Source organism: Mitsuaria sp. 7 (assembly GCF_001653795.1).
GTDB lineage: Bacteria > Pseudomonadota > Gammaproteobacteria > Burkholderiales > Burkholderiaceae_C > Roseateles.
The window spans coordinates 1,861,145-1,873,088 of the sequence record NZ_CP011514.1; the positions used below are offsets into that span (position 1 = coordinate 1,861,145).

Below are 11,944 nucleotides of genomic sequence, written 5' to 3' on the forward strand. Positions count from 1 at the left end.
CCTCCACGACCTCGATTTCTCGCGCGAGCGGCCTGACGGCCCCTCGCCGGGATCGTTGCGTCCGGCGGTGTTCCTCGACAAGGACGGCACGCTGGTCGAGCCCGACGACGCCGCCATCCACGATCCCTCGCGTCTGCGGCTGATGCCCGGCGCGGGCGAGGCGCTCGCGCGATTGAGCGCGGCGGGACTGGCGCTGGTCCTGGTCACCAATGAGAGCGGCATCGCGCGCGGCGCGTTCACGCGGGTCCAGTTCGCGCGACTGCAAGGCGCGTTGCTGCGCCGCCTGAAGGAGGAGTTCGGCGTGGTGCTCGACGACGTCGCGGTCTGCCCGCACGCGCCCGATCCCCAGGGCCGTCCGGCCTGCCTGTGCCGCAAACCCGCGCCCGGCATGCTCACGCGCGCGGCACGGGCGCACGGCCTCGATCTGAGCCGTTCATGGATGGTGGGCGACCTGCTCGACGACGTCGAGGCGGGCCATCGCGCCGGAGCCACGGGCCTGCTGCTGGACACCGGCGGCGAGACCGTCTGGCGCCGCTCGCCGCTGCGCGAGCCGGCGGGCGTCTTCAGCGACTGGCCGTCGCTGGCCGAGCACGTGGTGCGCGAGGCGGCGTCGACATCGCCGCCGCCGTCGTCGTCGTCGTCGAGCCTGTCGGCTTTGTCCTTGAAGGACGACGCGCTCGCCCCGCCGCTGAGCCGGATGAGCGCGACGTCGGCTTCTTCGACGATGGCCTCGATGACGCCGCCGGTTCCGGCGCAGGCGCAGGCGTAGCGACCTCCACGCGGGGCTGCGTCCGGAGCAACCCCATCAGACGCCGCTCCGCCGCGCTCAGGCCGGGCATCGCCGGCGGCGTGCTCATCCAGCGCTGCGACGGCAGGGACGCCAACGCTTCCGACTGGCCCCACGCCAGTACCGCGGGATGGATGTACGACTTGCGGCAGACCGCCACGGTATTGCCCAGTCGCGCGGCGACCTCCTTCACCGTCTGCTTCAGCGCGTCCACCGGCGCGGTGCCGGCGCGTGCGTGGTCCGACAGCAGGTCGAGCGCCAGCACGCTTGCATGCCAGGTGCGGAAAACCTTCGCGCTGCACGTCGGTCCGCCGGCGGTGGCGAGCCAGTCGTTGACGTCGGAGGCATCGATGCGATGGGGCTCGCCGGCCTCGTCCTCGTAGCCGAACAGCTCCTGTCCGGGCAGATCGCGGCAGTGACGCACGAGCGCCGCGACGCGGTCATCCCGGACGGCGAGCTGGTGGCGCACGCCGCTCTTGCCGGGGAAGCTCAGCAGCAGCGCGTCGCCCTTGACCTTCACATGCCGGCACAGCAAGGTGCTCAGGCCGTAGGAGCCGTTGCTGCGCGCGTACTCGCGATGGCCGATGCGCATCCAGGTGCGGTCGAGCAGGCGGACCAGCGCCGCGATGACGCGCTGGCGGTCGACGCCGGTATCCCGTAGATGTCGTTGCACCTGCCGCCGCAGCCGGGGCAGGCGCTGGCCGAAGTCCAGCAGCAGGCCGAACTTGTTCTCGCCGCGCAGGGCCATCCAGTCCGCGTGATAGCGGTACTGCTTGCGGCCGCGGGCGTCACGCGCGGTGGCCTGGATATGGCCATCGTCACGCGTGCAGATCCAGACGTCCTCGTAGGCCGGCGGGATCGCCAAGGCGCGGATGCGCTGGAGCGTCGATGCATCGCGCACCGGCCGCCCCGCCGCATCGACATAACGGAAGCCCTTGGCTGCGCGCTTGCGGCGCAGCCCGGGTTCGCAATCGGACACCCAACGCAGTGACATACGAGTCCTCCTGCCTTTCACAAGGCAGGCCGCATGCCAAGCCCTCAAGCGCAAGCTCGAAGTCAGCCACTTCCGGTGGGGCCGGAATGATGCGGGAGGTTCGCGGACGCGATGCCTCCTGCATCGTGGAGTGCCCGCGCTTGGCCGAGCGGTGTTGGGCGGTCTCTCTTACTGCGCAGCCTGGTCGGCGGCCGCCGCGTCTTCCGCCGCGTATTCCTTCAAGCGGTTGTAGAGCGTCTTCAGGCTGATGCCGAGGACGGCCGCCGTCTGTTCCTTGTGGTGCTTGTAGTGCTGGAGTGTGGCCAGGATGAAGGCCTTCTCCACCTGTGCCATCGAGCTGCCCAGCGGCATCGTGATCGACGGACCGGAAGACTCCGCCGACGTCACGAAGGCCGGTGCCGTCGCGGGTGCCGCAGCGGTCGGGACGCCCACGCCGAAGCTGGTGACCGCCGCGGCGGACGAAGCCGTGGACTGCGGATCCACGCCTTCCCCCTTGGGCAGCCATTGCTCGTCGACGACATCGGCCACCGCCATCACATACGCGCGCTGGACCGCGTTGCGCAGTTCGCGCACGTTGCCGGGCCAGTGGTAGGTCTGGAGCTGCGCCAAGGCCTTCGCGGTGAAGCGCTTGTTCTTGCCTTCCTTCGCCGCGATCTGGCGCAGGAAATGGTCGGCCAGCAGCGGCACGTCGTCCAGGCGGTCGCGCAGCGGCGGCATCTCGATCGGGAAGACGTTGAGGCGGTACAGCAGGTCCTCGCGCAGCTTGCCGGCCTGCACCGCCTGCAGCAGCGGGCGGTTGGACGCGGCGATGACCCGCACGTCGGCGTCCAGCGTCGTCGTCGAGCCCACGCGCATGAAGCGCCCGGTCTCAAGCACGCGCAGCAGCTTGACCTGCAGCTCCATCGGCATCTCGGTCAGCTCGTCGAGGAACAGCGTCCCGCCGCTCGCGCGTTCGAAGAAGCCCTCGTGCTGCTTGTCCGCGCCGGTGAAGGCGCCCTTCTCGTGACCGAAGATCTCGCTCTCGATCAGGTTGGGCGAGATGGCGCCGCAGTTGACCGCCAGGAAGGCCTTCTTGCGGCGACGGCTCAGGTCATGGACGGTCTGCGCGACCAGTTCCTTGCCCGTGCCGCTCTCGCCGTTGATGAACACCGACACGCTGGTGCCCGCCACGCGCGAGATCTGTTCGTAGATCCGCTGCATCGGCTGCGTACGGCCCCACAGCAGCCCGAAGTGGCCGGTGTTGGCCAGGTTGGCGTTGAGCTCCGAGACCTCGGCCTGCAGCGCCGCAGGCTTCATCACGCGCGACAGGACACCCTGCAGCTGCTTGATGTTGATCGGCTTGACCAGGTAGTCGGCCGCGCCCAGGCGCAGCGCCTGGATGGAGGTGTCCAGGCTCGCGTGGCCGGTGATCAGCACGACCTCGGAGTTGGCCACCAGCTGGGGATCCTGGAACAGCTCCATGCCGTTGCCGTCCGGGAGTTGCAGGTCCAGCAGCACCACGTCGGGCTGCTGCAGCGCAATGTGCCGGCGGGCATCGCGCAGGGTATGGGCCACCGACACGGTGAATTTCTCGCTCGCGATCAATTCCTGCAGGGTGGCGACGGAATCGATATCGTCGTCCACGATCAACGCATGGGTCACCGGTTCATCCTTCGTTCTGGGAGAGTTCTGGGAGAGTTCTGGGAGAGTTCTGGGGAGTGGGGTCACATCGCGGAGTTCAGCGTTTCGTGAACTAGGTCCACTGAACTCGTCTAACTCATTCTTGCAGCAAGCGGCCAGCTTGCCAGCCCCTTGACGGATTGATTTGAAAAATATTCCGGTGAGCGCTGGTCGATGAGCGTCCATGCGGAAACGACATGCGAACAACAAGCCCCACAAAACGACACCGGCAGCGGTTCGAGAACCACGCCGGTGCCGGTGAACGGTCTGCGGGACCGCGGAAGACAACGGGGACGTCAGGCATCCCGACGGCGTCGCTGGACCCACCCCACCAAGGCCAAGGCGACGACCAGGGTGAAGAAGTTGCGGATCTCGAACGACGTGCCGGACGGCTCGCTGTCGGCGTCGATGACGGAGGACGGGCTCGGCGACGCAGAGGTGCCCGTCGACGGCGTCTGGCCCTGCGGGGCGGGACGGACACCGGCGGGAGCGTGGTGGGAAGGGCCGTTCGCCGGGGCCGCGGCCTCCGGACGGACCAGGGCCGCGAGCTTGGCACCCTCCAGGAAACTGCCGGAGCTTTCCGCGTGGGCCACGGTGGCGGCCAACATCAGCGGGATCGCCCAGGCGAGCTTGTGCAGGTGCATGAAAACCTCCTGTAATGGAAACGCAGCGCGGCCGGACATCCGCCCGGTCGTCGCAGTCGCCGAGCGTCCACGCGCGGCTCGCACCAGAGGCAAGCACCGTGCCCGGACGAACGTCCTGTGACGATTTCGTTTCCCGCCAGAAGGTCAGGAATTCAGCAAAGCAGCGCGCCCAACCCGAAACCGACGGCGGCCGGCAGCATGGATCTCATGACCGATCCACAGGATGAGAACGGCGAATACGCGCAGGGTTCTGCGTAGCTTGTGCCATAAGGCGAGTGGTACGGCGCAAACGGTGCGGCATACGCCTGCGGGAAGGTCGCAGCGCACGAGTAGGGATTGACGCCCATCCAGGAGTTCAATGCCCCCAACTGCGAGTACGAGCGCTGCAGTTGCATCATGGCCGCCTGCATCTGCACGGCCTGGAGCGCTTCGTGCATGTACTTGAACGCCTGCTCCAGCTGCTGCTCGGTCGGCTGCTGCTGGGCCGGCTGAACCACCTGCTGCACCGCCGGCTTCTGCGCACCCAGCGCCTGCTGCATCAGCCCGATGAGCTGCTGCATCTGCTGCTGCGGGGTGGATTGCTGCTGGACCGGCTGACCGGCGGCCTGTTGCGGTTGGAGCGCCTGCAGCAGGAGCCCGATGAGCTGCTGCATCTGCTGCTGTTCCGTAGTCGATTGAGCGGCAGGCTGGGCGGAGGGCTGAGGCGGCTTCGGCTGCCTGGGCTGCCCGCCGGGCGCCTGGTTGCGCAGGTTGTGCGCCCGTCGATCGTCCCGCGCGCGCTGGGGGGCCTGCCATTGGGCAAAGCCTCCTTCCAATCGATCCCGGGCTGGCTCGTACCCGCAGTCATCGTCATCGACGGATCCATCGTCGGAGTGGCTCATTTCATCGATCGCGTCCTCGTAGGCATACGCGTGATCGAAGTGGCCCTGCGCCCCCCCTGTCGAAACTCCCGATTTGGGCATGTCATTCCTTTCGCTGAACTGCAACCCTCCATCGGGGTTCGATAGCGATGTGTCGATCTCGACCCGCCAGCAGTTCAGGAAAAGTTCATCTCGCGTCGCAGCGCCTCGCCGGGGAGAACGGCGGGCACCCGCACGGCGGCGGCGATCGTGAGCGGCAGGTCATCCGTGGCCACCATCACGCGGGCGCCGGCCGCCAGCGCGGCCAGTTCGCCGATGGACACGGTCGCCAGCAAGACGTGACCCCGTTGAGGCAGCGTCGCGCGGAGTTCGGCCAGGGCGGCCTCTTCAGCCGGCAGCGCGCACAGCACGACCGCCGTGTCGTCCGCCCAGGCGTCGAGCAGCACATCCGCCGCCGCCGCGAACGCCGCGGGCGGGCAATGGCGCGCGCCGCCGCCGCCCGGGCACACCAGCACGTAGCGCTGACCGAAACGCAAGCCCGCTTGCTGCAAGGCGTTCCTCATCTGGTGGCTGTCCTTGGGCAGCAGCCGCAGGCGCGGTCGTTCGTCGGCGGTGCGCATGCCGACGTGCGCCACCAGCGCGAGTTGTCGGAGGGTGTCGTCGCCGCCGGTGCCGACGGTGCCGTCGGCGAGCAGTTCATCGCTGAGCAGTCCGTGCGCCGGTTCGCGCACATGGGCGAGCGTCAACGGAATGCCTGCCATGCGGCACAACACGGCCGCCGGCAAGGCGCTCTGGTCCGCAGGCGAGAACAGCACCGCCGCATCGAAATGGCTGCGGCGCAGCTTGCGCACGAGGTGCATCTCGGCGTCGCCGCGCATCGTCGAGGGCTCCGCGTTCAGCGCCATGGCGCCGCAGGCGGTCCAGGGCGCGTTGAAGGTGAGGACCTCGTCCACCGCCTGCAGATGCGGCCGCAGCGCCAGGGCTTCGGGCGCCGCGAGCAGCGTCGACTGCGTCCACGGCATCGTCTCGTGCACCGCCGCGAACGACGCCGTCGAGGCCAGCACGCCCGCCACGCCGTCCAGCCGGATCAGCAGCACGCGACGCACGTTGCACCAGCGGCGGTGGCGTTCCTCGGCCTGCGTGCCCGCGTCGACCGGCAGCGGTCCGTCGCGCAGGATGGCTCCCGCCTCGCTCAGCGCCAGAGGGCCGGGGGCGGGGGCTCGCTGCTCGAGGGACGTCGCAATCATCCCGCAAACGTGGCAAGCGGCATGCCGGACGGAGCGCCAGCATTGGCGCGGGTTTCCGGGTGATCGCGCGCTCCGTTCCGGTGCGCGTCCCGCCCCTGCCGGCGGGGTGCCGGTCGCGACCTCAGCCCGGCGTCAAGGTCCGCGTGGCCGTCTCGGCGGCCTGCTCCCGCAGGCTGTGGCGTTTCGCGAAAGCCCAGCTCAGTTCGGCGCCCATCAGGAAGACCTGCGTCGAGTAGTAGACCCACAGCATCATGACCACCAGCGAGGCGGCGGCGCCGTACGCGGAGCTCACGCCGCTGCGGCCGATGTACAGGCCGATCAGCGACTTGCCCAGGCTGAAGAGCGCCGACGTGATCAGCGCGCCGACCCAGACGTCGCGCCAGCGCACGGGGACGTCAGGCACCCACTTGTAGATGACGGCGAACATCACGGTGATCAGCGCGTACGCGAGCGTCCCGTTCAGGATCTGCGCGAGCAGGACGAACTCGGTGCCCAGCCAGGGCGTCCACCACTTGCTGATCGCCGCGAGCGCGGCGCTGGCCACCATCGAGATCATCGACAGGAAGCCCAGCCCGAGGATCAGGCCCAGCGACAGGAGGCGCTTGCGCAGCAGCGTCACGAGCCCTTGCCAGACCGGACCGCTGCGCACCATCGGCGCCTTCCAGATCCGGTTGAGCGAGTTCTGCAGTTCGGCGAACACCGAGGTCGCGCCCACCAGCAGCACGATGGTGCCGATCGCGGCGGCCCAGCCGCCCTCCTCCGGCCGGTTCACGCGCTTGAGCAGGTCCTCGACCGCCAGGGCGCCGTCGGTGCCGAGCAGGCCGGAGAGCTGCTCCATGACTTCGCCGCGCGCGGCCTGCTCGCCGAACACCAGGCCGGCCACGCTGATCACGATCAGCAGCAGCGGCGCGATCGAGAACAGCGTGTAGTACGCCAGCGCCGCGCCCATGCTGGGCGCGTTGTCGTCGCTCCAGCCTTGCGCGGCCTCGCTGACGATGTCGATGGCTTCCTGGAGGGCATGAGGCAGCTTGGGCATGCAGGGCGGCCGCGGCGGGACGCGGCGTTGAGGGATGACGGGGCGGAAGGCATTTCTTTGTCGAGGCAAGGGAAATTCCCGCCCGGCGCCGATGTGCGGGACAACCGTCGGGCGACATCGGGGAAGACGGGGGCGGCGGCACGGCGATTGCCTTGAACCTCCTATCCCAACCCACCAGGAGACCCTCATGGCAAGCACCACCATCGCTTCCGACCGCGTCGAAGGCACCAAGGTCTACAACGGCAACGGCGACAAGCTGGGCTCGATCGACAACCTCGTGATCGACAAGCGCTCGGGACTGGTCCGCTACGCGGCGCTCGAGTTCGGCGGCTTCCTCGGGATCGGTACCGACCGGTATCCGATCCCCTGGAACATGCTGAAGTACGACACCAGCCTGGACGGCTATGTCGTGCCGCTGCGCGAGGACCAGCTCGAGAAGGCCCCGCGCTACGCGCAGACCGATCGTCCCGAGTACTCCGACGAGTACGGCCGCAAGGTTTACGACTACTACGGCGTGGCTTGGATGTAAAAATCCCCGGCCCTTGCCTTCAGGCAAGGGCCATCGATCCTGCAATGAAGAACGCCCCGGGAGACCGGGGCGTTTTTTCTTTGGGGGTCGCTTGGGGGCGATCAGGCAGCGTTCGCGCCGTCTTCCGCCGGCCAGTCCCGGATGTAGGCCTTGAGCATGCGGTTCTCGAAGTCCTGCGCATCGACGACCGTCTTGGCCACGTCGTAGAACGAGATCACGCCCATCAGCTGCCGGCCGTTGAGCACCGGCATGTAGCGCGCATGGCGGCCGAGCATCATGCGGCGGACTTCGTCGATCTCGGTCTCGGGCGTGCAGGTCAACGGCGCGTCGTCCATGACGCTGCGCACCAGCCGGGTCCCGACGGTGCCGCCGTTGCCGACCACCGCCTGGATGACCTCGCGGAAGGTCAGCATGCCGACCAGGTCGCCGAACTCCATCACCACCAGCGACCCGATGTCGCGCTCGGCCATGGTCTCGGCGGCCTGGGCCAGCGGGGTGTCGGGAGAGACGGTGAAGAGCGTGCTGCCCTTGACGCGCAGGATGTCGGAGACTTTCATGGCCGCGAGAGAGAAATGTTGACTGCCAACATAGCACACAATGCCCGGCGCCAGACACGACTGGACACCATAACAAGCAGGAGACACCCATGTCAGGTCCATCCGACCCGGGCTTTGATACCTTGGCGCTACACGCCGGGGCCGCGCCCGATCCCACCACCGGCGCCCGCGCGGTGCCGCTGCATCTGACGACCTCGTTCGTGTTCGAGAGCGCCGAGCAGGCCGCGGGCCTGTTCAACATGGAGCGCAGCGGCCATGTGTATTCGCGGCTGTCGAACCCGACGACCGCGGTGCTGGAGGAACGCATCGCCGCGCTGGACGGCGGCATCGGCGGCCTGGCCACGGCCAGCGGGCAGGCCGCGTTGCACCTGGCGATCGCGACGATCGCGGCGGCGGGCGACCACATCGTGGCGTCGAGCGCGCTGTACGGCGGCTCGCACAATCTGCTGCACTACACGCTCAAGCGCTTCGGCATCGAGACGACCTTCGTGCGGCCCGGCGACCTGGATGCGTGGCGCGCGGCGATCCGCCCCCAGACGAAGCTGCTGCTGGGCGAGAGCCTCGGCAATCCCGGGCTGGACGTGCTGGACATTCCATCGATCGCACAGATCGCGCATGACGCGCATCGGCCGCTGCTGGTCGACGCGACCTTCGCGACACCCTACCTGCAGCAGCCGATCGCGCTGGGGGCGGACCTGGTCTATCACTCGGCCACCAAGTTCCTGTGCGGCCACGGGACCGTGGTGGGCGGACTGCTGGTCGACGGCGGCCGATTCGACTGGGACCGCACGCATTCGGCGAGCGGTGAGCGCCGCCGCTTCGCCGAGCTGTGCGAGCCGTACGACGGCTTCCACGGCATGGTGTTCTCGGAAGAAAGCACCGTCGGCGCCTTCCTGCTGCGCGCGCGCCGCGAGGGCCTGCGCGACTTCGGCGCCTGCATGAGCCCGCACACCGCGTGGCTGATCCTGCAGGGCATCGAGACGCTGCCGCTGCGGATGCAGCGCCACGTGAGCAACGCGCAGAAGATCGCGGAGTTCCTCGAGGCGCAGGACATCGTCGAGCGCGTGAACTACCCGGGCCTGGCTTCGCATCGCGACCATGCGCTGGCGCAGAAGCTGCTGCCCAAGGGCAGCGGCGCGGTGTTCAGCTTCGACCTGAAGGGCGGGCGCGAACCGGGCCGGCGCTTCATCGAATCGCTGCGGCTGTTCTCGCATCTGGCGAACGTGGGCGACGCCCGCTCGCTGGTGATCCATCCGGCGTCGACGACGCATTTCCGCATGGACGACGCGGCGCTCGCGGCGTCGGGCATCCGTGCGGGGACGATCCGCCTGTCGATCGGATTGGAAGATCCCGACGACCTGATCGCCGATCTGAAGACCGCGTTGAAGGTGGCGTCGAAATGAGCGCGAAGAAACTCGGCATCCAAGGTCGCGCCGCCTATGTGTACACCGGCGGCAAGCGCTTCGACGCGGCCCTGCCCTGCGTCGTGTTCATCCACGGCGCCTTGCACGACCACAGCGTGTGGACGCTGCTGGCGCGCCATTTCGCCCATCACGGGCGCAGCGTGCTGGCGGTCGACCTGCCCGGGCATGGGCGCAGCGAGGGCCCCGCGCTGGGAGACGTGGAGGCGCTCGGCGACTGGATCAACGAGGTGCTCGACGCCGCCGGCGTGAATGCCGAAGGCTCGGTGTCGCTGGTCGGACACTCGATGGGATCGCTGATCGCGCTCGAAGCCGCGGCGCGGCGACCGGCGCGCGTGTCGCGGCTGGTCATGGTCGGCACCGCGTGGCCGATGAAGGTGTCGGACGCGCTGCTGAGCACCTCGCGCGAACGGCCGCGCGCAGCGATGGCGATGGTCAACGCGTTCTCGCATTCGACGACGGCCGGCAAGCCGTCGTATCCGGGACCGGGCGCATGGATGCACGGCGGCAACCTGGCGTTGATGGAGCGCATGCAGGACCGCTACGGCGAACACGGCAACCTCTTCGAGCACGACTTCCTGGTCTGCGATCGCTACCAGGGCGCGCCGGAGGCTGTCGCGAAGGTGACCGCAGCCGGCATCCGCACTGAGATGATCCTCGGCGCGAAGGACGCGATGACGCCCCCCAAAGCCGCGAAGCCGTTGGCCGAGATGTCGGGCGCGCGCGTGACGACCCTGCCGGCCGGGCATTCACTGATGACCGAGGCGCCAGAGGAGATGTTGAATGCACTGAAGGCGGCGCTCGGCTGAGCGCCCTACGGTGACGCCCTCAGCCAAGCAGACGGTCCGTGAGGGCCGCGCCAGGAGACGACCATGAGCACCAGCCCCCTGCCCCACGCGCCCGAGGAATCGGACGCCGGCGTCGACCGCGTGAAAGCGATGCGCAGCTTCGCCGAGTTCTATCCCTTCTACCTCGGCGAGCACCGCAACCGGACCTGCCGGCGGCTGCACTTCGTCGGCTCGACGCTGGGGCTGCTGTGCCTGGCCTACGCGCTGGTCACGCAGACGTGGAGCTTCCTGCTGATCGGGCTGCTGTGCGGATACGCCTTCGCGTGGATCGGGCACTTCGGCTTCGAGAAGAACAAACCCGCGTCGTTCAAGCGCCCGCTGTACAGCTTCATGGGTGATTGGGTCATGTACAAGGACATCTGGGTCGGGAAAATTCGCTTCTGAATCATTTCCGGCGAACCCCCGCCGATTTGCACATGACATATCCATCCTGGCACCTCGACTGGCAATTCCGCAGCCGGGGATTCGAGTTCGCGACAATCAGGATGCGATGCAATGAACCCAACAGCCCACTCTGTCGGCACGGCCTCCGGCGTTTCCGGCACCTCGTTCGATTCACCAATCCACGAATTTCAACGCCTGTTGGATGAGGTGGAAAAACTACCTTCAGACACGCAGATGCCAAAGCTGAAGGAGCTGGGGAATCTGGCGCACCGCCTCCCCTTCAGCCCGCAAGGTCACGACCTCATTCACAAATACAACTCCCTTGCTCTCGAGGGCCCTGCCGGCGATGAGGTCAGAGCGGGAGGAAACGTGAAAGACATCGCCAAACGATATGGCATCTCCGATGTCAGTTGCCGACGTGCGCTAGGAGCACCTGATGTCGTTTTCGAAACCGACTATGACTATGGCCCCAGCTCCGGGCTCTCCCGATTAGAACAACTTGCTGTCGAAGGCATGGCGGCACAGGAAGTCGCAGACGGCGCAAACCCACAGGACGTTGCCCACAAATTCGGTGTGGGGCTTGATGATGTTGCAATTTTTACGCTGTACGACATCGCTGTCACTGGCCCCGGAAAGAAGTCCATCGAAGGGGGAATGAGCGCGGAAGAGGTCAGGACCCGGTTTGGCCTTCCTAAGTTCTGCGGTCCAACTTATAAACTGGAGGAGTTTGAGGCGGAGTACTTGAAAAGGATCAATGCCAAGCCGTCTGCGTCAACGCACGTTGGCAAGCGTCCCTACTAGATCTTTATATCGGTGCAGTGGTCTCCCCTGAACCTCTGACAATTCACGAGAAGAACAAACCCGCGTCGTTCAAGCGCCCGCTGTACAGCTTCATGGGTGATTGGGTCATGTACAAGGACATCTGGGTCGGGAAGAGCAAGTTCTGAACCGTCTCCGCGAACTCCTGTTGATTCGAAC

12 protein-coding genes and 2 pseudogenes are annotated in these 11,944 nt (G+C 67.4%); 7 read left to right on the forward strand and 7 right to left on the reverse strand.

The window, feature by feature from the left end; translation table 11 throughout:
* Positions 1-67: 67 nt before the first annotated feature.
* A pseudogene (locus ABE85_RS28855) lies at positions 68-550 on the forward strand (D-glycero-alpha-D-manno-heptose-1,7-bisphosphate 7-phosphatase); the annotation flags it as partial.
* A gap of 13 nt (positions 551-563) precedes the next feature.
* On the opposite strand, the gene ABE85_RS26845 reads toward ABE85_RS28855, so the two are convergent.
* The 6 genes from ABE85_RS26845 to ABE85_RS08315 all read right to left on the reverse strand — a co-directional run bounded on the left by ABE85_RS26845 (position 564) and on the right by ABE85_RS08315 (position 7,227).
* On the reverse strand, positions 564-1,781 hold the full coding sequence (locus tag ABE85_RS26845) for a DNA topoisomerase IB (protein WP_082938437.1): 1,218 nt from the start codon (positions 1,779-1,781) through the stop codon (positions 564-566).
* Between the two features lie 168 nt (positions 1,782-1,949).
* Positions 1,950-3,422: a sigma-54 dependent transcriptional regulator gene (locus ABE85_RS08295; protein WP_067272491.1), complete on the reverse strand. Its 1,473-nt coding sequence runs from the start codon at positions 3,420-3,422 to the stop codon at positions 1,950-1,952.
* A 314-nt stretch (positions 3,423-3,736) separates the two neighbouring features.
* Complete coding sequence (locus tag ABE85_RS08300; RefSeq protein ID WP_067272494.1) at positions 3,737-4,084, reverse strand: hypothetical protein; 348 nt, start codon at positions 4,082-4,084, stop codon at positions 3,737-3,739.
* A 152-nt stretch (positions 4,085-4,236) separates the two neighbouring features.
* Positions 4,237-5,046 carry a hypothetical protein gene (locus ABE85_RS08305; RefSeq protein ID WP_197507256.1) on the reverse strand — a complete coding sequence of 270 codons (810 nt, stop codon included), beginning with the start codon at positions 5,044-5,046 and terminating at the stop codon, positions 4,237-4,239.
* Positions 5,047-5,120: 74 nt separating this feature from the next.
* Positions 5,121-6,191 (reverse strand): glycosyltransferase family 9 protein, encoded by a 1,071-nt coding sequence (locus ABE85_RS08310; protein ID WP_067272502.1) that lies wholly within the window; start codon positions 6,189-6,191, stop codon positions 5,121-5,123.
* A 121-nt stretch (positions 6,192-6,312) separates the two neighbouring features.
* The gene (locus ABE85_RS08315) at positions 6,313-7,227 is read right to left on the reverse strand and encodes a YihY/virulence factor BrkB family protein (protein ID WP_067272507.1); all 915 of its coding nucleotides are present in this window, start codon (positions 7,225-7,227) and stop codon (positions 6,313-6,315) included.
* A gap of 187 nt (positions 7,228-7,414) precedes the next feature.
* Between ABE85_RS08315 and ABE85_RS08320 the strand changes: the two genes are divergently transcribed.
* Positions 7,415-7,756 carry a PRC-barrel domain-containing protein gene (locus ABE85_RS08320; protein WP_067272510.1) on the forward strand — a complete coding sequence of 114 codons (342 nt, stop codon included), beginning with the start codon at positions 7,415-7,417 and terminating at the stop codon, positions 7,754-7,756.
* 101 nt (positions 7,757-7,857) lie between these two features.
* Here ABE85_RS08320 and ABE85_RS08325 read toward each other — a convergent pair whose 3' ends face one another.
* Complete coding sequence (locus ABE85_RS08325; RefSeq protein ID WP_067272514.1) at positions 7,858-8,313, reverse strand: CBS domain-containing protein; 456 nt, start codon at positions 8,311-8,313, stop codon at positions 7,858-7,860.
* A gap of 89 nt (positions 8,314-8,402) precedes the next feature.
* Here ABE85_RS08325 and ABE85_RS08330 point away from each other — a divergent pair, with 89 nt between their 5' ends.
* The 5 genes and pseudogenes from ABE85_RS08330 to ABE85_RS26850 all read left to right on the forward strand — a co-directional run.
* The gene (locus tag ABE85_RS08330) at positions 8,403-9,716 is read left to right on the forward strand and encodes an O-acetylhomoserine aminocarboxypropyltransferase (RefSeq protein WP_067272517.1); all 1,314 of its coding nucleotides are present in this window, start codon (positions 8,403-8,405) and stop codon (positions 9,714-9,716) included.
* A complete protein-coding gene (locus ABE85_RS08335; RefSeq protein WP_067272522.1) occupies positions 9,713-10,543 on the forward strand; it encodes an alpha/beta fold hydrolase in 831 nt (276 codons plus the stop codon). The genes ABE85_RS08330 and ABE85_RS08335 overlap by 4 nt, the downstream gene beginning before the upstream one ends.
* A 63-nt stretch (positions 10,544-10,606) precedes the next feature.
* Positions 10,607-10,966, forward strand: a complete 360-nt coding sequence (locus tag ABE85_RS08340) for a DUF962 domain-containing protein (protein WP_067272526.1) — start codon at positions 10,607-10,609, stop codon at positions 10,964-10,966.
* Between the two features lie 111 nt (positions 10,967-11,077).
* Complete coding sequence (locus ABE85_RS27445) at positions 11,078-11,767, forward strand: hypothetical protein (RefSeq protein WP_157522098.1); 690 nt, start codon at positions 11,078-11,080, stop codon at positions 11,765-11,767.
* A gap of 47 nt (positions 11,768-11,814) precedes the next feature.
* Positions 11,815-11,913: pseudogene (locus ABE85_RS26850) on the forward strand (Mpo1-like protein); the annotation flags it as partial.
* Positions 11,914-11,944 lie beyond the last annotated feature (31 nt).